Below are 25,595 nucleotides of genomic sequence, written 5' to 3' on the forward strand. Positions count from 1 at the left end.
ACCTTATTGAATTTGATTTGTTTATTCTATCAAATCCTAGCCTAAAATCTATTATAATAAAAGGACTTACCCTATCACAAAAGGATTTTACTTTGATTAGTGTCGCTCATAGCCCTGATGCTGATGATATTTTCATGTATTATGCGATTAAGTTTGGCTGGATAGATTGCCCCATTAAAAATAAAACATTCAAAAACATTGCCCTGGATATTGAAACCCTAAACCAAGAAGCCCTAAAAAACACTTATGATGTGAGCGCGATCAGCTTTGGGCTATACCCTAAAATTGCGAACGATTACGCCTTACTCCCCACGGCAACGAGCTTTGGGAATGGCTATGGGCCTAAATTAGTGAAAAAAAAGGGCGTGAAATTGAAAAAAGATTTTAGAGTCGCATTAAGTGGGGAACACACCACAAACGCCTTATTGTTTAAAATCTATTACAAACACGCGCGTATCGCTTACATGAATTTTTTAGACATTGAAAAAGCGGTTTTGGAAGGAAAAGCGCATGCGGGCGTGCTCATCCATGAAAATATTTTGGATTTCCATGATGAATTAGAAGTGGAAAAAGAATTGTGGGATGTTTGGAAAGAACTCATTGAAGTGGATTTACCCTTGCCTTTGGGGGGCATGGCGATTAGGCGATCCATCCCTTTGTATCGCGCGATTTTGATTAAAAAGGCTTTGATTAAAGCGGTTGAAGCCGCTTTAAAACACCAGGATCTGCTCTCTGGCATGCTGTTAGAGCGCTCGCTCATTCGTGTGAATAAAGAGCGGTTACAAACTTATTTAAGCTTGTATGCGAATGAGACTTCAACGCGCTTAAGCGAGATTCAAGTTCTCGCCATAGACAAGCTTTTTGAATTGGGCTATCAGCATGGGTTTTACGCTAACTTGTTAAAGACTAAAGATTGCTTGCTCACTGATGAATATTTAAAATACCGCTTTCCTTAATCCAATTCTAATTTATGCGTAAGCAAGTAACGGATCACCCCATACAATAAAAGGATTTTTAAAAAATCCACCCCCCATAAAAGATAGTATTTATTTTCTTGCAATTCTTGTTGTTGCAAGAAATAATAAAACCCCTCATTGATGCTTAAACTAGAGCTCATTAAGGGCAGTAACGAATTGAACGCCAATTCCAAAACAACCCCCACCAGAATGAACAACAACCCCCCGAGTAAAAAACGCGCTTTTTTGATCCTAGCAGCGTTTAAAACGCTCAAAACAAATAAAAATTTCATTAAAACAAGCCCTAAAAACAGCGCAACGCCTATAGTTTTAGTGGGTTTTAACGCAAAGGTTTTTAAAGCGGTGTGCAAGATAAACAACACGCTGGATTGCGCGTTAAAAAGGTAATAGCCCAAACGAACGCTCGCCACAAACCAGAACAAACTGAAGATAAAAAACACCATAGGGAGCAAGATTTTAGGGAGCAATAAAGATTCCAAACTAATGGGTAAGGAAAAGCTTAAAACCCCTCTTTTAGAAAAAAGCGCGTTGAGATTTTTGATCGCTCCCACACTGATTGCAATCAGTAAAAACGCCCCTAAAACAAAAAAGAGCGTGTAGCTTAGGGTGAGCATGGTCGTTTCTTCAGCGCTTTGAGAGGAAAAACAAACCGCTAAAATAGTGAGCGTGATTAAAAAATTCCCTATAACAATATTCCCTACTTGCCCTAAAGCGTCATGTTTAAAAACTTTTAAAAAACCCATGCGATTATTATACCCATTTGGATAGAAAATTCAGGCTTTTTATCATCAAATACTGATAACTAAAAGTCTTACTTTAATCGCTCTTTATCTCACAAAACAAAAAACTTAATTAGCCAAAAAATCCACTCAAGGCAACAATAAAAACCGATTTCTAAACGACCGCGCAAAGCGAGTTAATTTGAAAAATCCGAGCGTATTCAAGGTTTCAAATCCCCAAATCCCATGCTCTCTTAATTGTCTCACAATTTAACAAACTTTTTTAAAAGCTAGTGCCATTTTAATTTTTGTAACCTCCTTAAAAGAGCGTTACAACAAGAAAGGTTTTTTAAATTTTTAGAATAAATTGATGCGAGTTTATGGGGGTTTTTTGTTTGTTTTGGATCACTCTTTAATTTTTAAAAATGGGATTTTGATCCCTTTATTATAAGCTCATTTTTTTAAGGAAATAGGGGGGCATTTTGAAATCCCCCCTACAACCCCTAATCCCCCTAACCCATAAAGACCGCTTTTTAAAAATTATCGCTTGTTTTTTCGCAAGCTCTTTTATTTTTTGTATTTAAAAAATGCTTTAGCATTTTTTAAAATTGATATACCCATACAAGCCATGCTACTTAAAAAAAGCCAGTTGCTCTAAAATCAATTCTTCTTTGTTTTTAAAAGTGAATTTAAAAAGGATCTTATAGCGCCCCACTTTATCGCCCTCTAACAAATCAAATTTTAAAGGCTCGCATGCGTTTGCGCAATCAAGCGTTCCTAATAATCTGGGCTGTGATTGGCTGGGATAAAACGCTAAATACACTTGAATATTTGGCGAATCTAAAGCGGGTTTGAGCGGTTGCAATCGCGCATAAAGCGTGTTGGACTTTTCTAAAATCAAAGCGTTGTTTAAAAGGTTTTCTTGGATTTTTTTATCCCCATGCGTGCCTTTAGAAAAATAGGGCAAAATAGGGGTTTTAGGGCTTTCTGTAAGGGGCTTTAAACCCACTAAAAAACGATAATTAGACTTAAAGTTTTCATAAGTTTTAAGCATGGCGTTAAAGTTTAAATCCACTTCGTTATGACCCTTGAAATACACTAAATCGTTTTTAGGCGAATTTTTTAAGGCAAACACCACCAAAAACACCACGATCCCAAGCCCAAAAATAAGCACGCTCATGATCCCTAAAGGCCAAAAGTTTTTTTCTTTCATTGATTTTCCCTCTTAAGATTTTTTAAAAAAATAAAGCCCCAAAAACGCCCCTAAAAGCGTCAATAATAAAATATAAACAACCACCTTTACAAAAGTTACTCCCTTAGGAGCGTTAAAATTTTGCGCGATATTCACACGATATTTTTCCGCTAAAGCGTCTACTGCGACCGAATAGCCATTAATAAGCATGGCTGAAATCCTTTTAGGCGTGTATTCTTTAGCGTTTGTAGGGAGTAAGGGAGCGATTTTTTCAAAAAAGATTTTATCAGTGTCTAGCAAATCTTTAGGGTTAGCCACTAATTCTATTTTTTGAGCGTCATGGTAGAAAAAGAATACCACAAAAGGGGGTTTGAGCTGCTTTAAAAAGCCCTCTTGATAGCTTTGGCGCTCTTTTTTAGTCGCTAGAGCGATAGGATTTTTTTCAAAATCCGTCATGTCAATCGCAAAACGCACGCCTGTTTTAAGATAAAGCTCTTTAGAAACGCCCTCTATAAACGCAACGCTTTTTTCTGTTAAACGCCCCTTAGAATTGTTAAAAACATAAGATTCATTAGCCCACAAAAAACCAACAAAAGCTAAAGAAATTACAAGCCATAAGCCCTTCATGTGCTAAACAAAAACAAGTTAGGCACAAAAGAAATAACAATGGTCATTAAAATGGTCGCTACTACCATTAAGGCTAATATTTTTTCTAAAGTGGTGAATTTCATTTTTTACTCCCTTGATTGACTAATTCATAATTAGCGTGGTTTTGGGTGCTTTTTGTCTCTAAAGCGTTAATATCCTTATAGCGGTAATAATTGGTGGCTTGCTCTTTTTGGATATGGATCGCTTTGAATGCAAAAAGAACGACCACACACAACAAGATAACCACAATCAGTAAATTCCCTGCTAATCCGTTTAAAAATTTCATCTCTTTTCCTTTAATCTTCTAAGGGTTTTAGCGATTGGATAAATTCGGCCAACGCTTTAACTTGCAAGCCGCTAAAGTTTTTATACTTGAATGATGGCATATGCCCTATATTGCCCTTTTTGCCATGCGTTAAGATATTTCTCAAAAAATTCTCTGTGCCGTAAGCGGTCAAATCGGCCGCAAACACTTGATTTTCTTGCAAGCCCTTACCATCATTGCCATGACAGCCTGTGCAACCCATGCTTTCAAACAATTCCTTGCCTTTATCAATGAGTTGAGGGTTTTTCGTCTTTTTAACGCTAGAAAGTTCTGCCATCACATAGCTTGCGATCGCTTTAGCGTCTTTTTCATCCAATTCCATAGCGGGCATTTCCCCAGCGAGATAATCCATGCCCTTAGAGCCATGCTTAATGGTGTCCATAATGCCCTCTTCTTTACCCCAGCGCACCAGATTTTGAGCGCTCCCATGCAAGCCCTCAGCGGTGATGCCATGGCATTGCGAACAATGGACTAAAAAGATGCCTTGACCCATATCCACCAATTCCTTTTGACCCAAATTCTTCCATTTGGCTTCAAATTTTTGGTTGTGCGCTTTAACCTCTTCATTGTATTGCCCGATTTGAGAAAAGCTGTTCAGCGGGTACCCAAAGAAGAAATACCAAAAAGCCCACACAATCACACACATAAAGCTTGCGATCCAACCTACAGGCACATTATTGGCAAACTCCCCTATCCCATCAATCAAATGCCCATTTCCCATGAGCTCACCCTGAGATTTGCTGTCGCGCATTTCTTTAATGAGCGAACTGGATTCATAGATGGTTAAAACTAAAATCACAAGCGCTGCAATCAAGCCAAAAACATTTATATGGTCGTTTAAAAAATCCATTTCAACTTTCCTTTATGCCTTTATCATGAACTTCTTTATGGCGTGGTTCAATCAACTCATCTTCTAAAGCATCATTTAACGCTAAATACCCGTATCGCTCATAATCCACGACACCCTTTTTTTGCTTTCTATACATGCTAAAAATATAAGCGTACAAAAAGAGCGTAAAAAGAATAGTGAAAAACACATACGCAAAACCTCTCAAACTTTCTAAATCCATCATTCACCCCTTATTTAGCGTTTTGATTAGCGTTGATCCTGGAATTACCCAAGCTGTTCAAATAAGCGATCAAAGCCACAATTTCTAAGACTTCACCTCTCTCAATCGCTTCTAGCACCCTCTTGTCTTTCATGTCGGCTGTGATTTTTTTAGCTTCTTCTAGATAGGCCTTTTTCGCTTCTTCTACGCTCCCTAATTTCACGCCGTTTTCGGTGTCATAAGGCACGCCAAAAACCTTTTTTTGCGTCAAAGCTTCTGCATAAGCGGTGTCAAAGTCGCTCTTTTTTATGAATAAATGCTTATAGGCGGGCATGATGCTGTGCGGCACAACGCTTTTGGGATCAAACATGTGTTTTTCATGCCAATCGGTTGTGCGATAATCCCCCACCCTGTGCAAATCAGGGCCAATCCTTTTAGATCCCCATAAAAATGGCCTGTCATACGCATATTCCCCGCTCAAACTATACGCGCCGTATCGATCCACCTCAGCTTGGAAAGGGCGGATGAGTTGGGAATGGCAATGATAGCAACCTTCTTGGATATAAATTTGCCTCCCCGCTGTCTCTAAAACCGTGTAAGGTCTTAAGCCTTCAATGGGGCGAGCGGATTTAAAGAAATTGGGCAAAATTTCCACCAAGCCTGCAATAGAAAACACGAAAATAAACGCAAGAGTGAAAAAGAACGGGTTTTTTTCTAAAAAACTAAACATCTTAAACCTCCTTTATCTGGCCATAGGCGTGGCATAATTGGGCTCACGCTCTAATTTTTTGCCTGCCGTGATGGTCATAAAAATATTGTAAGCAAAAATAATAAATCCAATAAAATACATAAGACCCCCAACGCCTCTAATATTGTAATAAGGGATTAGCGCCTTAACCGTGTCAATGAATTGGTAAGTGAGATTTCCGTATTGATCCACATCCCTCCACATCATCCCTTGCGTGATCCCTGCAATCCACATGGACGAAAAGTAAAGCACAATCCCTAAAGTCATGATCCAGAATTGGAAATCCACAAGCCTGCCTGAATAAATCTCTCTTTTAAAAAGCCTAGGCACCATATGATACATGCTCGCAATCAAAGTGAAGCCTACCCACCCAAGCACGCCGTCATGCACATGCCCAATGATCCAATCGGTGAAGTGTGCTAAAGCGTTCACGCTCTTGATAGCTTGAATAGAGCCTTCTAAAGTGGAAAGCATGTAGAAAGTTGAAGCTAAAACTAAGAATTTGATCAAGGGGCTTTCTTTGAGCTGGTGCCATTGGCCACGCATCGTTAAAAGCATGTTAATCGCTGTCCCCCACGAAGGCAAGATCAACACCACTGAAAACACGCTAGAAAGGGTTTGCACCCAATCAGGCACGGTGGAATAAATCAAATGGTGTCCTCCCGCCCAAATATAAACAAACATCAAGCTCCAAAAGGAAAACAAAGTGAGTTTGTAAGAAAAGATAGGCTGACCGCTCTCTTTAGGCAAGAAATAATAAATCGTGCCAATCACCCCACTCGTAAAGACAAAAGCGACCGCATTATGCCCCCACCACCATTGAATGAGTGCATCATTACTGCCTGAATACATAGAAATAGAATGCCAAACGCTCCCCATATCAGCGACAAAATAGGTGGGGATAGAAAGGTTATTGAAAATATACATCACCGCTATACCCACATAAGTAGCGATGTAATACCACAAAGACACGTAAATGGTATTTTCCCTCCTAACGCTCATGCTCCCAAACATATTAACCCCCCATAGCACCCATGCCACAACCACAATAATATCTAAAGGCCACATCAATTCGGCGTATTCTTTAGATTGAGTAAGACCAGCAAACAAGCTAATAACCCCTAGGACTAAAAGAAGAATCCAGAGCCAAAAATGCAATAACCCTACAATTTTCAAAAAGGGGTGTTGGTAATAAGTGATTTTAAGTACCCTTTGACCGATATAATACCAACTCGCCCAAATCCCCCCAAGAGTGAAACCATAGATCACCGCATTCGTGTGTAAGGGGCGCAAGCGGCCAAAAACGCCATACTCCCCTGCAATGTAATTCAAACTAGGGAAGGATAACTCAAAGGCTAACACGATCCCTATTAACATGCCCACTATCCCAAAAGCAACCATCGCATAAAGAAACAATTTGCTAATGGAATAATCATAACTCAAAGGCACATTTTCTTGCATGCAATACTCCTATTTGTAGTAAATTCAACAAAGACAAACATAATTATAAAGTTTTATCTTTTTCAAAAAGCTTAATTTTTAATCTTTTTCTGTAACATTGTAATAACTCAATCCCATTTGAATGACATTTTTAAGCCAAATTATTACTATCTTTGGCTAAAGGCTAAACATGATTAAACAAATTCTCTCAATCCTTGCCCCTTTTTTTATCGCAACGCTATTGTATTTTTTAGGCGCACCAGATGGGTTAAACCCCAACGCATGGCTTTATTTTTGTATTTTCATGGGCATGATTATAGGGCTAATTTTAGAGCCGGTGCCATCAGGTTTGATAGCGTTGAGCGCGTTAGTGTTGTGCGTGGCGTTAAAAATTGGAGCGAGTGATAAAGTAGCGAGCGCTAATAAGGCTATTTCGTGGGGTTTGAGCGGGTATGCGAATAAAACGGTGTGGCTTGTGTTTGTCGCTTTTATTTTGGGTTTAGGGTATGAAAAAAGCTTGTTAGGGAAACGGATCGCTCTTTTACTCATTAGGTTTTTAGGGCAAACCCCTTTAGGTTTGGGCTATGCGATCGGTTTGAGCGAATTGTGTCTAGCCCCCTTTATCCCTAGCAACTCCGCTAGAAGTGGGGGCATACTCTATCCAATCGTTTCTTCTATCCCGCCCTTAATGGGTTCGACTCCCAATAATAACCCTGACAAAATCGGCGCGTATTTGATGTGGGTCGCTTTGGCTTCAACTTGCATCACTTCGTCCATGTTTTTAACCGCACTCGCTCCTAACCCCCTAGCAATGGAAATCGCTGCCAAAATGGGGGTGAATGAAATCTCATGGTTTTCGTGGTTTTTAGCGTTCTTGCCTTGTGGGGTGGTTTTGATCCTGCTTGTGCCTTTATTAGCGTATAAAACCTGCAAACCCACCTTAAAAGGTTCAAAGGAAGTGAGTTTGTGGGCTAAAAAAGAATTGGAGGGCATGGGGAGGTTTTCTTTAAAAGAAATTTTAATGCTCAGCCTCACTTTATTGGCTTTACTAGGTTGGATTTTTGGCAAATCTTTAGGCCTGCATGCGAGTGCGACGGCTTTGATTGTCATGGTGTTAATGGCGTTTTGTAAGATTGTAAGCTATGAAGACATCATTAAAAACAAGAGCGCGTTCAACATTTTTTTATTGTTGGGATCGTTACTCACAATGGCTGGCGGGCTTAAAAATGTGGGTTTTTTAAATTTTATCGGCAATGCGGCTCAAAATTTTTTAGAGCATGCTCACTTGGATCCGTTAATAGCGGTATTGTTTATTGTAGCCCTCTTTTATCTGTCGCATTATTTTTTCGCTAGCATCACCGCTCATGTGAGCGCGTTGTTTGCGCTTTTTGTGGGGATTGGTTCGCATATTCAAGGGGTCAATTTGCAAGAATTGAGCTTGTTTTTAATGCTTTCTTTAGGGATTATGGGGATTTTAACCCCCTATGGCACAGGCCCATCCACCATTTATTACGGGAGCGGGTATATTCCAAGCAAGGATTTTTGGAAATGGGGGTTTATTTTTGGCTTTTTGTATTTAATCGTGTTTTTAAGCGTGTGCACACCTTGGGTCAAATTCATCGCTTATAGGTGGTTGTAGCTGGAAACTTTACACAACGCCCTTTTAAAATGGTATGAAGAATTTGGGCGAAAGGATTTACCCTTTAGGAATTTAAAGGGCATTAACGCCCCTTATGAAGTCTATATCAGTGAAGTGATGAGCCAACAAACCCAAATCAACACGGTGGTTGAGCGTTTTTATTCCCCCTTTTTAGAAGCTTTCCCCACTTTAAAAGACTTGGCGAACGCTCAATTAGAAGAGGTTTTATTGTTGTGGCGAGGGCTTGGTTATTATTCAAGGGCTAAAAATTTAAAAAAAAGCGCTGAAATTTGCGTGAAAGAACATAACTCACAATTACCCAATGACTATCAAAGCCTGTTAAAACTCCCTGGGATTGGCACATACACGGCTAATGCGATCTTGTGTTTTGGCTTTAGAGAAAAGAGAGCATGCGTGGACGCTAATATCAAACGCGTGCTTTTAAGGCTTTTTGGTTTGGATCCTAATATCCACGCTAAAGACTTACAAATTAAAGCGAATGACTTTCTCAATCCTAATGAAAGCTTTAATCACAACCAAGCCTTAATTGATCTAGGGGCTTTAATCTGCTCCCCTAAACCCAAATGCGCGATTTGCCCCTTGAATCCTTATTGTTTAGGTAAAAACCACCTAGAAAGACACACGCTTAAGAAAAAACAAGAGATCATTCAAGAAGAGCGTTACTTAGGCGTTGTGATCCAAAATAACCAAATCGCTTTAGAAAAAATAGAGCAAAAACTCTATTTGGGGATGCACCATTTCCCTGACTTAAAAGAAAATTTAGAATGCAAACTCCCCTTTTTAGGTGCTATCAAACACAGCCACACTAAATTCAAGCTCCATTTAAACCTCTATTCAGCTGCAATAAAGGATCTAAAAAACCCCGTTCGTTTTTATAGCCTTAAAGACTTAGAAACTTTACCCATAAGCTCTATGACGCTTAAAATCTTGAATTTTTTAAAACAAAAAAATTTATTTGGGGGTTAAAGTTTGCCAAATCCAAAATGGCTCTACTTTATCGCAGGCACCACTTCAGGGATCAAATACGCAATCGCGCTAATCACGACTCCCATGATCGCTACAAAAATAAGGGAGTATTTAACCGTGAATTTGAACAAATCGCTCTCTTTCCCGGCTAATCCCACTGCCGCGCAAGCGATAGCGATGCTTTGAGGGCTTATCATCTTGCCCAAAGTGCCACCCACGGTATTAGCCGTTAGGGTTAAAACCTCAGGGAGGTGCAATCGTTGGGCGGTGAGTTGCTGTAAAGAGCCAAATAAAAGATTAGAACTTGTATCGCTCCCGGTTAAAAACACGCCTACCCACCCGATCAAAGGCGAGAAAAAGGTGAAAGCTAAGCCCGTATGGGTGAGCGCTAAGGCTAGAGTGGAAGAAATCCCGCTGTAATTAGACACATAGGCAAAGCTTAAGACTAAACCAATGGTGAGAATGGGGTAGCGCATTTCTTTCAAAGTCTCGCCAAAGACGCTCAGTGCATCGCTCACTCGCACCCTTAAAACGAGCATGCTAACAAGAGCGGCTAAAAAAATGGAAGTGCCAACCGTGTTGATTAAGAGGAGTTTAAACACCACCGGAAAACTCACGCTTTGATTGGCTTCTACAAAAGGCGGGCTTTTAAAGATGTGGTTACTGATGTTATTGAACTCAAAATAAAAATTAGAAAAAGCTAACAAGCCGTCTTTTTCAAATAAAGCTTTAAAAAAAGGCTGTATCCATAGCACAATCACTAAAACCAAAATCACAAAAGGAGACCAAGCGACATAAACCTTACAAATATGATGGTTACTCTTAGTGAATGAAGCCGCTTTGCCGTCGCTTCTAAAAATCGCTTTAGGCTGCCAAAATTTCAAAAAGAGCGCTGTCGCAACCAGTGAAACAAGGGCTGAAATAATACCAGGCAATTCTGGCCCTAAATAATTAGAGCTTAAAAATTGCGCGCCAGCGAAAGAAAAAGCCGCGATAAAAACGGCCGGAAAAGTTTCTTTAATCCCCTTAAAGCCATCCATTAAAAACACAATGAAAAACGGCACTAACAAGCTCACAAAAAAGAGGATTTTACCCGTCATGGCTGAAATTAAAATCGCTGGCACCCCTACCGCGCTCGCCATCGCGCTTATAGGGATACCCACCGCGCCAAAAGCTACAGGAGCGGTGTTAGCGATTAGGCACAATCCGGCAGAATACAAAGGGCTTAACCCCAACCCCACTAAAATCGCTGCGGTAATGGCAATAGGCCCTCCAAAGCCGATCGCCCCTTCTAAAAACGAGCCAAAACAAAAGCCAATCAAAATCACTAAAATCCTGTGATCTAAAGTGATGGACTGGACGCTTTCTTTTAAAATTTCAAAATAGCCGGATTTAACGCTAAGTTTGTATAAAAAAATCGCCGCAATAATGATCCATGCGATCGGCCATAAGCCATAGAGAAAGCCATAAAGAAAGCTTGATCCCACCATGCTAACAGGCATTTTATACACTAAAACCGCAATAACGGCTGATAAGGCCACGCTCAAAAAGGCCGCTGTATAACCTTTGAGTTTAAAAACCATTAAAGATAAGAAAAATAACAAAATCGGCAATAAGGCTACAAGAGCGCTCAGCCAAATATTACCCAAAGGGTCATAAACTTGATGAAATTCTAGCACTAAAAAATCCCTTTTTAAAAATATTCTCTTAGTGCTAGATCTCTTTAAAAACCCCCTTATTTAGGAATGATGGGGATAATAAAGGGGAAGACATAAGCAATAAGAGTGAAGACAATCCCCATAATGATTGCCAAAGCGATAGAGTATTTTACTGTAAATCTGAACAATTCGCTCTCTTTCCCCACTAACCCCACCGCCGCGCAAGCGATAGCGATGCTTTGAGGGCTTATCATTTTACCCACAACGCCCCCTGAAGTGTTGGCCGCTAAGAAAAGCACTTCAGGCAAGCCAAGCTGTGTAGCGATGAGCATTTGCAAAGAGCCAAATAAAAGATTAGAGCTTGTATCGCTTCCGGTTAAAAACACCCCAAGCCAACCTACCACAGGCGAAAAGAAAGTGAAAACATGCCCGGTATCCGCTAACGCTAAAGCGAGCGTGGCGCTCATGCCGCTATAATTAGCCACATACGCAAACGCTAAAACCACGCCAATGGTTAAAATCGGCAAACGCATTTCTTTTAAAGTGGCCCCAAACACCCCTATCGCATCGCTGATCTTCACGCGCAGCAAAAACACGCTTAAAAGAGCGGCTAAAAAAATGGAAGTGCCTGTCGTTAGAATCAAAGGGAATTTGAACACGACGGGAAAATTGGTCGCTTCAGTGACAATGGGAATGGTTTTAAAAATCTTTTGACTGATAGAATCAAATTCAAAAGCAAAGCTAGAAAACGCCAAAGCCCCGCCTTCTTTAAAGAGTGCTTTAAACCAGGGTTGCGTCCATATGATAATCGTAATAGTGAGCAACACAAAAGGCATCCACGCCACAACCACCTTACAAATATGGTGTTTTTCTGTGCTGATTGTAGGCTCTTTGCCATTGCTGGTGAAAATGCGTTTGGGCTGCCAGAATTTTAAAAACAAAGTGGTAGAAATCAATGACACTAAAGCTGAAATAATATCCGGAAGCTGCGGCCCTAGATAATTAGAGCTTAAAAATTGCACGATAGCGAAACTAAACCCGGTAACGGCCACTGCAGGAAAAGTTTCTCTAATCCCTCTAAAACCATCCATTAAAAACACGATGAAAAAAGGAATACCAATGGAAAAAATGGGTAACACCCTGCCTACCATTTGAGAAATCTCTAATTCAGGGATACCCACCACGCTAGCCATCGCCGTAATAGGGATACCCACCGCGCCAAAAGCTACAGGAGCAGTGTTAGCGATCAGGCACAACCCAGCAGCGTATAAGGGGTTTAGCCCAAGGCCGACTAAAATCGCCGCTGTGATCGCTACCGGGCCTCCAAAACCAATCGCGCCTTCTAAAAACGAGCCAAAACAAAACCCGATCAAAATCACTAAAATGCGGTGATCCGGCGTTAAACTCAAAATGCTTTCTTTTAAAATCTCAAAATACCCGGATTTCACTGAAAGATTGTAAAGAAAAATCGCAGCAATCACAATCCATGCGATCGGCCACAAGCCATAAAGAAAACCATAGAAAAAACTCGCGCTCACCATTTGAGCGGGCATTTTATACACGAATAACGCAATAATGATTGAAAGCAATAAGCTTAAAAACCCAGCGCTATACCCTTTAAGTTTAAAGACAATAAGAGAAATAAAAAAGAGCGCAATAGGCGATAGTGCCACTAAAGCACTCAGCCAAATATGGCCTAATGGGTCATAGACTTGATAAAATTCCATGCATTTTCCTTGAATAATTAAAAGTATTCTTTATCTTACTTAAAAGAAAAAACTAATTTTAAGTAGCATTTAATATTAAGTCAAATTTAATGGGTTTGTAGTTTATTTTAGTAACAACATTTGAGCGAGTGGGTTTATCAACTTGTGGTTACAATCTTACTAATTTTGAGTATTATATTGTGTTTGAAACTCTTAATTTGGAATTTTAAGGAGCCTTCTTTGAAAGTCAATTTCTTTGCCACTTGTCTAGGAGCAGCCATATACAGCAACGCATCGCTTAACGCTATCAAATTACTCCGCAAGGAAAATTTGGAAGTGGTTTTTAAAAAAGACCAGACATGTTGCGGCCAGCCAAGCTATAACTCAGGATACTATGAAGAGACGAAAAAAGTCGTTTTATACAATATCAAACTTTATTCCAATAACGACTACCCTATCATCTTGCCTAGCGGTTCATGCACAGGGATGATGCGGCATGATTATTTGGAATTGTTTGAAGGGCATGCGGAATTCAACATGGTTAAAGATTTTTGCTCTAGGGTGTATGAATTGAGCGAGTTTTTGGATAAAAAATTGCAAGTCAAATACGAAGATAAGGGCGAACCCCTTAAAATCACATGGCATTCTAATTGCCATGCCTTAAGGGTGGCTAAAGTGATTGACTCGGCGAAAAACCTCATCAGACAGCTTAAAAATGTGGAACTCATTGAATTGGAAAAAGAAGAAGAATGCTGCGGGTTTGGGGGGACATTTTCGGTCAAAGAGCCTGAAATTTCAGCGGTTATGGTCAAAGAAAAGATTAAAGATATAGAAAGCCGTCATGTGGATGTGATTGTTTCAGCGGATGCGGGGTGTTTGATGAATATCAGCACCGCTATGCAAAAAATGGGCTCTTTGACAAAACCCATGCATTTTTATGACTTCTTAACCTCAAGGCTTGGGCTTTAACGTTAAAGAATTGTTTTAAGGAATAATCAATGGAAAAATATCATAGCGACCAAGAATACGAAGAAATCATCACCGACCAATTAGGCGATATGCAATTAAGGGAAAATTTGCGTTCGGCAATGGATACCTTAAGGGCTAATCGTAAGAATCTGATTAAAAATCGTTACAGCGAGTGGGAAAATTTAAGGGAATTAGGCAAAGAAGTCAAGCTTAAAATCTTATCTAGGCTTGATGAGTATTTGGAATTGTTTGAAAAAAACGCCACTCAAAACGGCTTTAAAATCCATTACGCTAAAGACGGCGATGAAGCTAATGAGATCATTTACAACCTCGCTAAAGAAAAGAATATCAAGCGCATTTTAAAGCAAAAATCCATGGCGAGCGAAGAAATTGGCTTGAACCATTACTTGAAAGAAAAGGGCATTCAAGCGCAAGAAACGGATTTGGGCGAATTGATTATCCAGCTCATCAATGAACACCCTGTGCATATTGTCGTGCCAGCTATCCATAAAAACCGCAAGCAAATCGGTAAGATTTTTGAAGAAAAACTCAACGCCGCTTATGAAGAAGAGCCTGAAAAGCTTAACGCGATCGCCAGAAAACACATGCGCAAAGAATTTGAAAGCTTTAAAATGGGGATCAGTGGGGTTAATTTCGCTATCGCCAATGAGGGAGCGATCTGGTTAGTGGAAAATGAAGGCAATGGCAGAATGAGCACCACCGCATGCGATGTGCATGTCGCAATTTGTGGGATTGAAAAATTAGTAGAAAGCTTTGATGATGCGGCGATTTTAAACAATTTGCTCGCTCCAAGTGCGGTGGGCGTGCCTATCACTTGCTATCAAAACATTATCACAGGCCCCAGAAAAAACGATGATTTAGACGGCCCTAAAGAAGCCCATATCATTTTATTAGACAACAACCGCTCTAATATTTTGGCTGATGAAAAGTATTACCGCGCTCTTTCATGCATCCGTTGTGGGACTTGTTTGAACCACTGCCCTGTGTATGATAAAATCGGTGGGCATGCTTATCTTTCCACTTATCCTGGCCCCATAGGCGTGGTGGTATCCCCCCAACTCTTTGGACTGAATAATTACGGGCATATCCCTAATTTGTGCAGTCTTTGCGGGCGTTGCACTGAAGTATGCCCCGTAGAAATCCCTTTAGCCGAACTCATTAGGGATTTACGAGCCGATAAAGTGGGCGAGGGTAGGGGTGTAGTTAGGGGGGCTAAAAGCACCCAACACAGCGGGATGGAAAAATTCTCTATGAAAATGTTTGCCAAAATGGCAAGCGATGGGGTCAAGTGGCGTTTCCAATTGAAAATGGCTCAATTTTTCTCGCCTTTAGGCAAGCTTTTAGCGCCTATACTGCCTTTAGTCAAAGAGTGGGCGAGTGTTAGGACCTTACCCAATATGGACACGAGCTTGCATGCCAAAGTCCAACACTTAGAAGGGGTGATTTATGAGTAAAGAGCTTATTTTAAAGTGCATTAAAGAAGCCAGAGCCAAGCACGCTATTCAGGGAGCAAACCCTATTTATAGGAATATCATTAAAGTGGAGTTTGAAGACTTGGTGGAAGAATACAAGCATTTCCAGGTGTTGAATAAAGCTGAAGTCATTGAAAGCACTAAAGAAAATTTAGAGCAAGCAATCTTAAAGGCTTTAGAAAATTTTCAAAGCAAAAAAGTCTTACACTCTACGGATTTGAATTTGAATTTTGAAGCGTTTAAGGATTTTACTTTACAGCCCTATGATAAAGAAATTGAAGCGATGCGTGAAGAGTTGTTTGAGATTGATACGGCTTTATTGCATGGGGTTTGTGGGATTTCAAGCTTGGGCATGATCGGAGCGGTTTCTTCGCATGCAAGCCCACGGTTGCTTTCGCTCATCACCCTTAATTGCATCATTTTATTGAAAAAAGAATCCATTGTGCGCAATTTAAGCGAAGGCGTGCAAGCTTTAAAAAACCAGAGTAAAAACGGCGCATTACCCACGAACATGCTCCTTATTGGCGGGCCTAGCCGGACAGCCGATATTGAATTAAAAACCGTTTTTGGGGTGCATGGGCCTCAAAAAGTCGCTATCATTCTCTATTAAAGGACAAGGATGGAAAAATTAGAAGTGGGGCAATTAGCCCCTGATTTCAGGTTGAAAAACAGCGATGGCGTAGAGATTTCTTTAAAAGATTTGCTCCATAAAAAAGTGGTGCTGTATTTCTACCCTAAAGACAACACCCCCGGATGCACTCTAGAAGCCAAAGACTTTAGCGATCTGTTTAGTGAATTTGAAAAGAAAAACGCTGTTGTCGTAGGCGTAAGCCCTGATAACGCTCAATCGCATCAAAAATTTATCAGCCAATGCTCTTTGAATGTGATTTTGCTCTGCGATGAAGATAAAAAAGCCGCCAATCTTTACAAAGCTTATGGCAAACGCATGCTTTATGGGAAGGAGCATTTGGGGATTATGCGCTCCACTTTCATTATCAACACGCAAGGCGTTTTAGAAAAATGCTTCTACAATGTCAAAGCGAAAGGCCATGCTCAAAAGGTTTTAGAGAGTTTGTAGTTTAACTCTCTAGCTTTCGCCCGTTTTAATTTGAGATTTTTAGCCGTTCTCTCACTTTTAAAAAATATTTTTTTTAAGTTTTATTTGATAACAAACTTCATAAGGGATAGGGGGTGTTTTAAAATCATTCCCTTACAACCCTAAGATCGCATCACAAGAAACCACCACTCGCTAGCTTTTTGATTGTGTTATTTTAAAAACGCTTTTGAGTATTTTTACAATTTTTATTTTTGTTCAGGTTGCCAAATGGTTTTTTCTGAAGGGGTGCTATCGGCTTCGTTTTGTAAGATTTGTTTTTTAGTTTCGTGGCAAGCCACAAACAATAACGCTAAAATTACAGCTAAAAGAGAAATTCTCATTTCAAGCTCCTTTGAATATTAAAATGCTTACGATAATTATAAAGAAAAAGAGTTAAAGATAGATTAATATTTGGCTCTGTTTTCATCAAATGTCGGCACTCAAAACCTTATTTAACCTTATTATCCTTTAATTTTTAAAACTTTATTTTATACAAAACTCATTCTCTTAAGGGGATAACTGGGGTATTTTGAAATAACTCCCCCCCTACAACCCCCAACTAAATCCCCCTATAGAACGCATTACAAGAAACGATCGCTTGACTAAAACCTCTTATTATCTTGATTTCAATCAAGATCGTTGTTTTTTAAGCATGTCAGCAATTAAAAAAGCAAGTTCTAAGGCTTGAGTGGCGTTTAGTCTTGGATCGCATTGCGTATAATAATGGCAGCTCAAACCCTCTTCGGTGATCGCTTGCGAGCCACCGATACATTCTGTAACATTTTCACCTGTCATTTCCAAATGAACCCCTGAAGCCAAACTCCCTTCAGCCCTATGGATTTCAAAAAAGCTTTTCACTTCATCCAACACGCTATCAAAAGCCCTTGTTTTAACCCCCAAGCTGGTTTTCACCGTGTTGCCATGCATAGGATCAATGCTCCATAAAATATGGCGTTTTTCTTTCAACACCCCTTGTAAAAGTTTAGGCAAACGCTCTTTAATCATCTTAGAACCCATGCGCACGATCAAATTCAAACGCCCCTTAATGTTGTGCGGGTTTAAAACATCGCACAATTCTAACACTTCGCTCACGCTCGCATTAGGCCCGATTTTCACGCCAATAGGGTTACAAACCCCCCTTAAAAACTCCACATGCGCGCCCTTAGGGTCTCTTGTCCTTTCGCCAATCCACAGCATGTGCGCGGAGCAATCATAAAACTGGTTAGTCAAACTATCCTTACGCACCAAAGGCTCTTCATAATGGAGCAGTAACGCTTCGTGGCTGGTGTAAAATTCCACTTCCCTAAGAATAGGCGTTTTTTCTATCTCCACCCCGCATGCTCGCATGAACCCTAAAGCTTGCGTGATCCGGTCAGCGATTTGCTGGTATTTTTGCCCAAAGTCGTTGTTTTTGACAAAATCCAAATTGAAACGATGCACTTGCTCTAAATTGGCTAACCCGCCTTGGGCAAAGGCTCTGATAAGGTTTAAAGTCGCTACGCTTTGATGGTAGGCTTTAAGCATCCTTTCAGGCTTTGGCTCTCTTTCTTTTTTGGAAATCCCATTGATAATATCCCCTCTGTAACTCAACACTTCTTCATCATCCAGTATTTCAGTCGCATTGGAGCGAGGTTTGGCAAATTGCCCGGCAATGCGCCCCACTTTCACGATCGGTATAGAGCCGGCAAAAGTGAGAACGATCGCCATTTGCATCATTACTTTAAACATGTCCCTAATTCGGTTAGCGCTAAATTGAGAAAACGACTCCGCGCAATCGCCCCCTTGCAACAAAAACGCCTTATTGTCAATGGCTTGGGCTAAACGCTCTTGCAAGTTCCTCGCTTCGCCAGCAAACACTAAGGGAGGGTAGGAGTGCAATTCTTTTTTGACCCTTTCTAATTCTTGCTTATCTTTGTAAGTGGGGTGTTGCTCTATCTTAAAAGAATGCCATGAAGTTGGCGACCAGGTTGTGTTTGACATTTCTATAATCCTTTATTAATCTTTTTTTAAGCGTTATTATAGCTTGTGCGGGTTAAATCGTGGATTTTAGAAAATAAATGCGCGCCCAAAACCACCTCTCAATCTCAAAAAACCCTAATCATAAAAAGCTTTATGCTACAATGAAAGCTCTTTAACACGATAAAAGGGCGGTTTAATAGCATGGCACAAGAAAAAGCAGTTCCAAGAGATCCTAAAAAACTCAATTTGTTTGATTTGCGTTGGATAGCGTCTTTATTTGGCACGGCGGTGGGGGCTGGGATTTTATTTTTGCCTATTAGAGCCGGTGGGCATGGGGTATGGGCTATTGTGGTGATGAGCGCGATTATTTTCCCTTTAACTTATCTGGGGCATAGAGCTTTAGCTTATTTCATAGGATCTAAAGATAAAGAAGACATTACCATGGTCGTTCGCTCTCATTTTGGCGCTCAATGGGGTTTTCTTATCACTTTGCTTTATTTCTTGGCGATTTATCCTATTTGCTTGGCTTATGGGGTGGGCATCACTAACGTGTTTGATCACTTTTTCACTAACCAGTTGCATTTAGCGCCTTTTCATCGGGGCTTACTGGCTGTGGTGTTAGTTTCTTTAATGATGTTGGTGATGGTTTTTAACGCTACGATTGTGACGCGCATTTGTAACGCTTTAGTGTATCCTTTATGCTTGATTTTACTGCTTTTTTCTTTGTATCTTATCCCTTATTGGCAAGGCGCTAATCTTTTTGTGGTGCCGAGTTTTAAAGAATTTGTGCTAGCCATTTGGCTAACCTTACCGGTGCTTGTGTTTTCATTCAACCATAGCCCCATTATTTCAACCTTCACCCAAAATGTGGGAAAAGAATACGGCGCTTTCAAAGAATACAAACTCAATCAAATTGAATTAGGGACATCGCTGATGCTTTTAGGGTTTGTGATGTTTTTTGTGTTTTCGTGCGTCATGTGCTTGAATGCTGATGATTTTGTGAAAGCAAGGGAACAAAATATCCCCATTTTAAGCTATTTTGCTAACACCTTAAATAACCCCTTAATCAACTATGCGGGGCCTGTGGTGGCTTTTTTAGCGATTTTTTCATCTTTTTTTGGGCATTATTATGGGGCTAAGGAAGGTTTAGAAGGCATTATCATTCAAAGTTTAAAGTTGAAAAAAGCTTCTAAAACCTTGAGCGTGAGCGTAACGATTTTTTTATGGCTGACTATCACGCTGGTGGCTTATATTAACCCCAATATCTTGGATTTTATTGAAAATTTAGGCGGCCCCATTATCGCGCTCATTCTGTTTGTGATGCCCATGATAGCTTTTTATAGCGTTTCTAGTTTGAAGCGTTTTAGAAACTTCAAAGTGGATATTTTTGTGTTTGTCTTTGGGAGCTTAACGGCTTTGAGCGTGTTTTTAGGACTATTTTAATGGCTAGTTTTTCTATTTTATCCATTTTTAAAATCGGCGTTGGGCCTAGCTCTTCACACACCATAGGGCCTATGGAAGCGGGAGCGAGATTTTGCGGGTTGTTAAAAGGCATTTTAGAGCAGGTTGAACGCGTTCAAATCACCTTGCATGGCTCATTGGCTTTAACCGGTAAAGGGCATTTGAGCGATGAGGCGGTTTTAATTGGCTTGCATGGCATTTATGCTAACGAATTAGAGATAACAACCAAAAAAGCCTTATTGCATGAAGTGCTTGAGAATAAAGTTTTAAAACTCGCTAACCAACGCAACATTCAATTTGATTATTCTAAAGATTTGATTTTTGACAACAAACCTTTAGCCAGACACCAAAACGCCCTCATTCTAAAAGCTTTTAACGCTAAAAATGAGGTTTTAAAGGAAGAGACTTACTATTCTGTTGGTGGAGGGTTTGTCTATACTGAAAAAGAATTAGACAACTTGTCTGAAGAGGGCGGGAATGAAAGTATTGCCTATGATTTTTCAAGCGCTAAGGAATTGCTCGAATTATGCCAAAAACACCAAAAAAACATCGCTGAAATCGTGCGTTTGAGAGAAGATGCCCTGAAAAACCGCCCTGATGCAACGATGGTTAAAATTTATCATGCGATGCTTGAGTGTTATGATAATGGGGCTAATTCTAAAGAAAGGTATCTGCCTGGTTCTTTGAGAGTAACACGATTAGCCCCAAGCATTAAAACGCGTTTAGAAAAACACCCCACAAGCGGGAAAGACCCCTTAGCGTTGATTGATTACATTTCGCTTTACGCTCGCGCTATTGCTGAAGAAAACGCTAGTGGAGGAAAGGTGGTAACCGCCCCCACTAATGGGGCGTGCGCGGTGGTGCCAAGCGTGCTTTTATACGCTAAAAACCATTTGTTTGAAAATTTATCACAAAAGGCCATCAATGATTTTTTACTCACTAGCGCAGCGATTGGCTATCTTTACAAGAAAAACGCTTCCTTGAGCGGCGCAGAAGCGGGGTGTCAGGCTGAAATTGGCGTGGCAAGCTCTATGGCTGCGGGGGGGTTAGCCTGTTTGTGCCAAGCGACCACGCAACAGGTTTTAATCGCTAGTGAAATCGCTATGGAACACCATTTAGGATTGACATGCGATCCCGTGGGGGGCTTGGTGCAAATCCCTTGCATTGAACGCAATGTTTTAGGAGCGATCAAAGCGATCAGCGCGTCTAAACTGGCTTTAGAAGATGAATACAAGCCTAAAGTGAGCCTGGATGAAGTGATCGCTACGATGTATGCGACCGGAAAAGACATGAATGAAAAATACAAAGAGACTTCGTTAGGGGGGTTAGCCAAAACCTTAAAATGCTAAAGGATAAATCTAAGCTTTAGGGGTTTTATTTCCTAAAAAAGGCTTTGTTTTTATCAAATGCGAACAAGCTTTTCCAACTTTAATATCCTTCAAAAATTTTAAACAATAGGGTTTTAAAGCGTTATTCCATCGTTTTGGATTCCATTTTATAGTAAAAAAGTTTATTCAAACCCATAAGGGGATAGGAGGCCTTTTGAAATCATTCCCCTAACTCCCCAAAACTCCCCATAACCCTATAAAAGCGCGTCATGAGAAACTATCACTCGCTTTTTGCAAGCTTTTTTTAAATATGAAAAATACTCAAAAGCATCAATTTGATTACCAATACCCCACTAAAATAAAACCAAAAATTTTCACATGCTTTTATGTAAAATGCATTGGAATATCTTAAGGTTATTTTATCATGGCTCTATCCGTCATTATGTTTCAAAGATTTTTGCGTAACAAAAGAGCTAATCATTAAGCGTAAAAAGAGCTGAAAAGTTTAAAAACTTCAAAAAAGCGGTGGTTTTTAAAAGAGATAGTCCTAACCAATAGGACACAGAGCTTAGCGATAGAGAGCTATAAAGCCTAGAAAAGAAGCACTTAAGAGACTTATTTAAAGAAAGCCCCCTACTCAAAAAGGTAAGCTAGCTATTTTTCCTTACTATTTTTCAGACTTACTAGAGTCGCTAATTTGCTTTTCAAACTCTTGTTGCAAGGCTTGTTGTTGTTTTTCTTTCTTTGAAAGGCGGCGTTTTTTCTTAGGTTTTTTCTCTTTTTTTGAAGAAGTCTCTGGCTCTTTTGAAGCTGTTTCTTTGAGTGCGTTAGCATTAGTCGTAGAATCTAGATCCGAATTAGAAGCGTTCTGTGTTCTCTTAGAAGAGCTTATAAATTCAGGGCTATCAGTATGGTTTTGAAGCTCCCCACTGCTCCTCTTTTGAAACGCTGCCTTAGTGTCTTTCTCAGCTTGTTCTTCCATTTTTTTAAGAGTGATTGCATCCACTTTTCCAGCCTTTTCTTTTTGGCTTATCCTAACCATGCTGATCAAATACTTGATATACCCATCATACATATCCCCAAACTGCTCATGCAAAGCCCCAAAATCCGAGCCTTTGTAAAGCCAGTTGAACAAAGGGAGTGAAAGCTCTGTCCCTAAGTCTTTAAGCACATGTTTATAAAATTTCTCCCTGTCATTCACCACAAAAGAAACCTTGCCATCTTTATGCTCATAATAACAAATCTTTTGATCCACACAACTTTCCAAACTCCCCTTAAAGAAAGCTCCAAAAGCGGATAAGTCGCCCTTACTCATCTTGGTTTCAGAATACTGGTTAAAATTCTTCACGCGCTCTCTTTCCAAATTAACCATGCTCTTTAAAACCCTCTTGCGGTCTTTTTTCACATTCCCTGTGGAGCTTTCAGAAAACATAACATTGGGATCAACTGTAGTGTTAATAGTGGCAGAAGCCGTTTCTGCTCTCAACAAAAAAGTCGTAGCCGCTAAAAAAAACAAAATCCGTTTCACACCAAACTCCTATATCCATAACCGCAACAAAAACAAACGCTATTCTTCATTAAGAAGCCCTCTTTTAAAATCTTCTTCTATTTATAAAAACCACTTAGAATTCAAGCTATTTTGATCATCTTAAAATACAGACTTTCAAAGGGTATTTATCATTTGGGTATGATACTATAAATATCCAAAAAATACAAACACTCCAAAAACTTTAACTCTAAAAAATTGGCATGCCCTTCACAGCTAAAGGGTTTTAAGAGTAGCAAAGCCCACCCACCAGATAGATAGCCTCTATTTTAAGAGTCAACGCCCAAACGCTATGACAATTATAACACGAAAACGCCCTAATCCCCACAGCCAAAAGCTAGGGGCTTATGGCGTGGTTTTACAAAAATCAAAAAAAGTTAGCACACCCTAAGCGCTAATGCTTATGATGGCCTGATTTTTTCTCTTTTTTGCCCTTTTTTTCATGATCATGAAAAGGGCCTTCGCATGCACAATCATGCAAATCTAGCCCCTCTTCACGATACTCTTTCATGGTCATTGTTTTCTTTTTGTTAGCAATCACTTCAAGGATTTCTTTTTTACGCTTGTTGCGATCTTCTTGGCTTAAAGAAGCTAAATTCTTATCCATCGCTTTTTTAAAATCCGCTTTATAATTTTTACGATCTTCTTCTTTCATCACCGCTAATCGCTTATTGATTTCTGCGCGAAACTCTGGAACTTCGCTAGGAGCGACTTTCCCTGCTTGCTCCAATAGTTGCTTATCATTCATGCTCTTAAAATCACTCGCATTCAAAAAAAGCCCAAAAAAAGTCCCTGTAAATAATAAAGAAAACGCCAATTTTTTCATCAAATGCTCCCAATTCAAAAATAAAAAATGAATTCTATCATCTGATTGATTAAAGATAACTTATAGTGCTTTAATAGCCAATTGATTTTTAGATTTTATGATCAGCACTCCATTAAAACAGCTAACCTATATTCCCTATCATTATTTTCAAAAATAATCAATTTATTTTTGATTTTTCAAAGAATTGTTTGTGTGCTGTTGTTGGTAAGTTCAATTGCTTGTAAGGATTGCGATTTCATTTTTGATGAGTGGTCGTATTGATTAAACAACGGCTTTGATACAAGAAAGTCATAAAAGGCCATAAAGAGCAAAAGCCCTTTTCTATGCCCCCCATAAGATTAACCCTAAAACACCTTAAAAGCTTACAATGTAACGCCAATAAAAGGCATAGGGGCGGTGAAAGGTGAATCTATAAGTAGTCCTTTCAGGCACATTATCCGCACTAGCGGTGTAATAATTGTTGCGAATGGTTTGGATTTTCAAGCCAATTTCAAAACCTTGGTGTTTAGTGCCTAAGCGGATCCCACCATTCACTAAGACCTGGAAATTTGATGGGTGGAAACTCCCTCTATATTCTTCAGCTAAGTCCTTAAAATAATAGTTTGTTGGGCCCCAAGAGGTACCGCCGATCGCAACGCCAAGAAAAAACCCAAAATGCAAGTTCTCACGATTGAAAATAGCTGGGTTAAACAACACATCTGTGCCAGCCCCATAGCCAAACATGAAACTTTGAGAACCCTTGCGAGCGTCTCTCATGCCATAATCGTTATAAGTGTAATACTTATAATAAGAGCTTGCAAAATCAAAGAATCCGTAATAACGCATTCCAAATTGCGGGGATTTCTTAAAAAAATGCTTATACCCTACAACAAAACCAAAACCATTGATAGCGTATTGTTGGTTGCTTAAGCCTTTATACCCACGAGTCCCTAGAGCGCCATGGGTAAGCCCTCCTGTGGGGTTTGACGCTGTAGGCATGTTGGGCGTGTTAGAGCCATAAGCCCCACTTTGATTACCATTACAATTGCCATGGGAACAATTTTGAGCGGTAGTGCTGAGCATACCCAACTGGTAATCAATCCCTATAAAAGCAGCATTTCTTTCACCTTTTTTGGTAGGGCTAGTCTTAATAGCTTTTTCTTGCTTAGGGGTCTCTGCTGACAACAAGCTTGTCATTGCTAGAGAGATAGCACCTACTATAACAGATTTCTTCATGTATTCCTTCCTTCTACATTTTCTCTACTTGAGTTCTAAATGCTACATTCTACTATAAAATTGCTTTCTTTTTGATTAAATATAGCGATTGAATGAGAATAAATTGAAACAAAAATCAATTTTAGGAACTTTTTAGTAAAAATTCCTAAATCCTCTCACCTTTTTTAGGCTAAAACTAAAACCTAACAGCCAATAGAGATCAAAGATGCTCTTTCACGCTCTCTAACACGCTCTTAAAAGCTTGCATGTCATTCATCGCCATGTCTGCTAAAACCTTGCGGTCTAATTCAATATTAGCCACTTTTAAGGCATGCATGAAGTGCGAATAACTTGTTTCGTGCATCCTGCAAGCCGCATTAATCCTTACCACCCACAAACTCCTGAACTCTCTTTTCTTTTGTTTGCGATCCCTAAAGGCGTAATACATGCTCCTTTCAAGCTGTTCTTTAGCCTTTCTAAAATGCTTTCTTCTGCCACTATAAAACCCTCTAGCGAGTTTTAAGACTTTTTTATGGCGTCTTCTGCGCACAACGCCTGTTTTAACTCTCATTTCTTTACCTTTCTTTTTAAAATATTTTTAGGTGCGTTTTTACAACGACTTTCCCTTAAACAAG

Annotated in this window: 26 protein-coding genes; 10 read left to right on the forward strand and 16 right to left on the reverse strand. The window is 39.8% G+C overall.

Features of this window, described 5'->3' with window-relative positions; translation table 11 throughout:
- The first annotated feature begins 92 nt into the window (after positions 1 to 92).
- Positions 93 to 956, forward strand: coding sequence for a menaquinone biosynthesis family protein (locus tag EXS92_RS01655; protein WP_165515346.1), 864 nt, complete (start codon positions 93 to 95; stop codon positions 954 to 956).
- Here the strand turns inward: EXS92_RS01655 and EXS92_RS01660 are convergent.
- The 8 genes from EXS92_RS01660 to ccoN all read right to left on the reverse strand — a co-directional run bounded on the left by EXS92_RS01660 (position 953) and on the right by ccoN (position 7,119).
- Positions 953 to 1,720, reverse strand: a complete 768-nt coding sequence (locus tag EXS92_RS01660) for a hypothetical protein (protein ID WP_000506299.1) — start codon at positions 1,718 to 1,720, stop codon at positions 953 to 955. The genes EXS92_RS01655 and EXS92_RS01660 overlap by 4 nt on opposite strands.
- A 607-nt stretch (positions 1,721 to 2,327) precedes the next feature.
- Positions 2,328 to 2,909, reverse strand: coding sequence for a hypothetical protein (locus tag EXS92_RS01665; protein ID WP_165515347.1), 582 nt, complete (start codon positions 2,907 to 2,909; stop codon positions 2,328 to 2,330).
- Positions 2,910 to 2,921: 12 nt separating this feature from the next.
- Positions 2,922 to 3,515: a hypothetical protein gene (locus EXS92_RS01670; RefSeq protein WP_165515348.1), complete on the reverse strand. Its 594-nt coding sequence runs from the start codon at positions 3,513 to 3,515 to the stop codon at positions 2,922 to 2,924.
- Between the two features lie 100 nt (positions 3,516 to 3,615).
- Positions 3,616 to 3,822 carry a DUF4006 family protein gene (locus tag EXS92_RS01675; protein ID WP_033592814.1) on the reverse strand — a complete coding sequence of 69 codons (207 nt, stop codon included), beginning with the start codon at positions 3,820 to 3,822 and terminating at the stop codon, positions 3,616 to 3,618.
- A gap of 10 nt (positions 3,823 to 3,832) precedes the next feature.
- Complete coding sequence (ccoP, locus tag EXS92_RS01680; protein WP_120825498.1) at positions 3,833 to 4,711, reverse strand: cytochrome-c oxidase, cbb3-type subunit III; 879 nt, start codon at positions 4,709 to 4,711, stop codon at positions 3,833 to 3,835.
- A 1-nt stretch (position 4,712) separates the two neighbouring features.
- Positions 4,713 to 4,931 (reverse strand): cytochrome c oxidase, cbb3-type, CcoQ subunit, encoded by a 219-nt coding sequence (locus EXS92_RS01685; RefSeq protein WP_001882476.1) that lies wholly within the window; start codon positions 4,929 to 4,931, stop codon positions 4,713 to 4,715.
- A 10-nt stretch (positions 4,932 to 4,941) separates the two neighbouring features.
- On the reverse strand, positions 4,942 to 5,640 hold the full coding sequence (ccoO, locus tag EXS92_RS01690) for a cytochrome-c oxidase, cbb3-type subunit II (protein WP_165515349.1): 699 nt from the start codon (positions 5,638 to 5,640) through the stop codon (positions 4,942 to 4,944).
- Positions 5,641 to 5,652: 12 nt separating this feature from the next.
- Complete coding sequence (gene ccoN, locus EXS92_RS01695; RefSeq protein ID WP_165515350.1) at positions 5,653 to 7,119, reverse strand: cytochrome-c oxidase, cbb3-type subunit I; 1,467 nt, start codon at positions 7,117 to 7,119, stop codon at positions 5,653 to 5,655.
- A 169-nt stretch (positions 7,120 to 7,288) separates the two neighbouring features.
- Here ccoN and EXS92_RS01700 point away from each other — a divergent pair, with 169 nt between their 5' ends.
- Both EXS92_RS01700 and EXS92_RS01705 read left to right on the forward strand, forming a co-directional pair.
- The gene (locus EXS92_RS01700; protein WP_165515351.1) at positions 7,289 to 8,737 is read left to right on the forward strand and encodes a DASS family sodium-coupled anion symporter; all 1,449 of its coding nucleotides are present in this window, start codon (positions 7,289 to 7,291) and stop codon (positions 8,735 to 8,737) included.
- A complete protein-coding gene (locus EXS92_RS01705) occupies positions 8,738 to 9,724 on the forward strand; it encodes an adenine-specific DNA glycosylase (RefSeq protein WP_165515537.1) in 987 nt (328 codons plus the stop codon). It abuts the gene before it with no gap.
- 23 nt (positions 9,725 to 9,747) lie between these two features.
- Here the strand turns inward: EXS92_RS01705 and EXS92_RS01710 are convergent, their stop codons facing one another.
- Positions 9,748 to 11,403, reverse strand: a complete 1,656-nt coding sequence (locus EXS92_RS01710; RefSeq protein ID WP_165515352.1) for a lactate permease LctP family transporter — start codon at positions 11,401 to 11,403, stop codon at positions 9,748 to 9,750.
- 56 nt (positions 11,404 to 11,459) lie between these two features.
- A complete protein-coding gene (locus tag EXS92_RS01715; RefSeq protein ID WP_165515353.1) occupies positions 11,460 to 13,109 on the reverse strand; it encodes an L-lactate permease in 1,650 nt (549 codons plus the stop codon).
- A gap of 219 nt (positions 13,110 to 13,328) precedes the next feature.
- Here EXS92_RS01715 and EXS92_RS01720 point away from each other — a divergent pair, with 219 nt between their 5' ends.
- The 4 genes from EXS92_RS01720 to bcp are packed head-to-tail and all read left to right on the forward strand — an operon-like array spanning position 13,329 to position 16,628.
- Positions 13,329 to 14,057, forward strand: a complete 729-nt coding sequence (locus tag EXS92_RS01720) for a (Fe-S)-binding protein (RefSeq protein WP_150144947.1) — start codon at positions 13,329 to 13,331, stop codon at positions 14,055 to 14,057.
- Positions 14,058 to 14,086: 29 nt separating this feature from the next.
- A complete protein-coding gene (locus EXS92_RS01725; protein ID WP_165515354.1) occupies positions 14,087 to 15,532 on the forward strand; it encodes a LutB/LldF family L-lactate oxidation iron-sulfur protein in 1,446 nt (481 codons plus the stop codon).
- Positions 15,525 to 16,160 (forward strand): LutC/YkgG family protein, encoded by a 636-nt coding sequence (locus EXS92_RS01730; protein ID WP_165515355.1) that lies wholly within the window; start codon positions 15,525 to 15,527, stop codon positions 16,158 to 16,160. The genes EXS92_RS01725 and EXS92_RS01730 overlap by 8 nt, the downstream gene beginning before the upstream one ends.
- Before the next feature lie 9 nt (positions 16,161 to 16,169).
- A complete protein-coding gene (bcp, locus tag EXS92_RS01735) occupies positions 16,170 to 16,628 on the forward strand; it encodes a thioredoxin-dependent thiol peroxidase (RefSeq protein WP_017281497.1) in 459 nt (152 codons plus the stop codon).
- A 224-nt stretch (positions 16,629 to 16,852) separates the two neighbouring features.
- On the opposite strand, the gene EXS92_RS08060 is transcribed toward bcp, so the two are convergent.
- A complete protein-coding gene (locus tag EXS92_RS08060) occupies positions 16,853 to 16,987 on the reverse strand; it encodes an HP0135 family lipoprotein (RefSeq protein ID WP_001222899.1) in 135 nt (44 codons plus the stop codon).
- Between the two features lie 289 nt (positions 16,988 to 17,276).
- Entirely contained in the window at positions 17,277 to 18,626 is a 1,350-nt protein-coding gene (locus EXS92_RS01740; protein ID WP_165515356.1) for a class II 3-deoxy-7-phosphoheptulonate synthase, read from the reverse strand.
- 180 nt (positions 18,627 to 18,806) lie between these two features.
- Here EXS92_RS01740 and EXS92_RS01745 point away from each other — a divergent pair, with 180 nt between their 5' ends.
- Positions 18,807 to 20,048: a serine/threonine transporter gene (locus EXS92_RS01745; protein ID WP_165515357.1), complete on the forward strand. Its 1,242-nt coding sequence runs from the start codon at positions 18,807 to 18,809 to the stop codon at positions 20,046 to 20,048.
- Entirely contained in the window at positions 20,048 to 21,415 is a 1,368-nt protein-coding gene (locus EXS92_RS01750) for an L-serine ammonia-lyase (RefSeq protein WP_165515358.1), read from the forward strand. Before EXS92_RS01745 ends, EXS92_RS01750 begins: the two co-directional genes overlap by 1 nt.
- Positions 21,416 to 22,061: 646 nt before the next feature.
- Here the strand turns inward: EXS92_RS01750 and EXS92_RS01755 are convergent.
- The gene (locus EXS92_RS01755) at positions 22,062 to 22,922 is read right to left on the reverse strand and encodes a hypothetical protein (protein WP_165515359.1); all 861 of its coding nucleotides are present in this window, start codon (positions 22,920 to 22,922) and stop codon (positions 22,062 to 22,064) included.
- Here EXS92_RS01755 and EXS92_RS07970 point away from each other — a divergent pair.
- Positions 22,846 to 23,037: a hypothetical protein gene (locus tag EXS92_RS07970; RefSeq protein ID WP_078249835.1), complete on the forward strand. Its 192-nt coding sequence runs from the start codon at positions 22,846 to 22,848 to the stop codon at positions 23,035 to 23,037. The genes EXS92_RS01755 and EXS92_RS07970 overlap by 77 nt on opposite strands.
- A 297-nt stretch (positions 23,038 to 23,334) precedes the next feature.
- Here EXS92_RS07970 and EXS92_RS01760 read toward each other — a convergent pair whose 3' ends face one another.
- From EXS92_RS01760 to rplT, 3 genes are all read right to left on the reverse strand, one after another.
- Positions 23,335 to 23,766: a DUF1104 domain-containing protein gene (locus tag EXS92_RS01760; RefSeq protein WP_165515360.1), complete on the reverse strand. Its 432-nt coding sequence runs from the start codon at positions 23,764 to 23,766 to the stop codon at positions 23,335 to 23,337.
- A 354-nt stretch (positions 23,767 to 24,120) separates the two neighbouring features.
- Positions 24,121 to 24,981: an outer membrane protein gene (locus tag EXS92_RS01765; protein ID WP_165515361.1), complete on the reverse strand. Its 861-nt coding sequence runs from the start codon at positions 24,979 to 24,981 to the stop codon at positions 24,121 to 24,123.
- Positions 24,982 to 25,180: 199 nt separating this feature from the next.
- Complete coding sequence (gene rplT, locus EXS92_RS01770) at positions 25,181 to 25,531, reverse strand: 50S ribosomal protein L20 (RefSeq protein ID WP_001264158.1); 351 nt, start codon at positions 25,529 to 25,531, stop codon at positions 25,181 to 25,183.
- Between the last annotated feature and the right edge of the window lie 64 nt (positions 25,532 to 25,595).

Source organism: Helicobacter pylori, from assembly GCF_011175115.1.
Classification (GTDB): Bacteria; Campylobacterota; Campylobacteria; order Campylobacterales; family Helicobacteraceae; genus Helicobacter; species Helicobacter pylori_DF.

Coding starts and splice junctions, on each gene's coding strand:
- EXS92_RS01660 (WP_000506299.1), bottom strand. CDS start 1,720: ATGGGTTTTTTAAAAGTTTTTAAACATGACGCTTTAGGGCAAGTAGGG.
- EXS92_RS01665 (WP_165515347.1), bottom strand. CDS start 2,909: ATGAAAGAAAAAAACTTTTGGCCTTTAGGGATCATGAGCGTGCTTATT.
- EXS92_RS01670 (WP_165515348.1), bottom strand. CDS start 3,515: ATGAAGGGCTTATGGCTTGTAATTTCTTTAGCTTTTGTTGGTTTTTTG.
- EXS92_RS01675 (WP_033592814.1), bottom strand. CDS start 3,822: ATGAAATTTTTAAACGGATTAGCAGGGAATTTACTGATTGTGGTTATC.
- ccoP (WP_120825498.1), bottom strand. CDS start 4,711: ATGGATTTTTTAAACGACCATATAAATGTTTTTGGCTTGATTGCAGCG.
- EXS92_RS01685 (WP_001882476.1), bottom strand. CDS start 4,931: ATGGATTTAGAAAGTTTGAGAGGTTTTGCGTATGTGTTTTTCACTATT.
- ccoO (WP_165515349.1), bottom strand. CDS start 5,640: ATGTTTAGTTTTTTAGAAAAAAACCCGTTCTTTTTCACTCTTGCGTTT.
- ccoN (WP_165515350.1), bottom strand. CDS start 7,119: ATGCAAGAAAATGTGCCTTTGAGTTATGATTATTCCATTAGCAAATTG.
- EXS92_RS01700 (WP_165515351.1), top strand. CDS start 7,289: ATGATTAAACAAATTCTCTCAATCCTTGCCCCTTTTTTTATCGCAACG.
- EXS92_RS01715 (WP_165515353.1), bottom strand. CDS start 13,109: ATGGAATTTTATCAAGTCTATGACCCATTAGGCCATATTTGGCTGAGT.
- EXS92_RS01725 (WP_165515354.1), top strand. CDS start 14,087: ATGGAAAAATATCATAGCGACCAAGAATACGAAGAAATCATCACCGAC.
- EXS92_RS01730 (WP_165515355.1), top strand. CDS start 15,525: ATGAGTAAAGAGCTTATTTTAAAGTGCATTAAAGAAGCCAGAGCCAAG.
- bcp (WP_017281497.1), top strand. CDS start 16,170: ATGGAAAAATTAGAAGTGGGGCAATTAGCCCCTGATTTCAGGTTGAAA.
- EXS92_RS08060 (WP_001222899.1), bottom strand. CDS start 16,987: ATGAGAATTTCTCTTTTAGCTGTAATTTTAGCGTTATTGTTTGTGGCT.
- EXS92_RS01740 (WP_165515356.1), bottom strand. CDS start 18,626: ATGTCAAACACAACCTGGTCGCCAACTTCATGGCATTCTTTTAAGATA.
- EXS92_RS01745 (WP_165515357.1), top strand. CDS start 18,807: ATGGCACAAGAAAAAGCAGTTCCAAGAGATCCTAAAAAACTCAATTTG.
- EXS92_RS01750 (WP_165515358.1), top strand. CDS start 20,048: ATGGCTAGTTTTTCTATTTTATCCATTTTTAAAATCGGCGTTGGGCCT.
- EXS92_RS01760 (WP_165515360.1), bottom strand. CDS start 23,766: ATGAAAAAATTGGCGTTTTCTTTATTATTTACAGGGACTTTTTTTGGG.
- EXS92_RS01765 (WP_165515361.1), bottom strand. CDS start 24,981: ATGAAGAAATCTGTTATAGTAGGTGCTATCTCTCTAGCAATGACAAGC.
- rplT (WP_001264158.1), bottom strand. CDS start 25,531: ATGAGAGTTAAAACAGGCGTTGTGCGCAGAAGACGCCATAAAAAAGTC.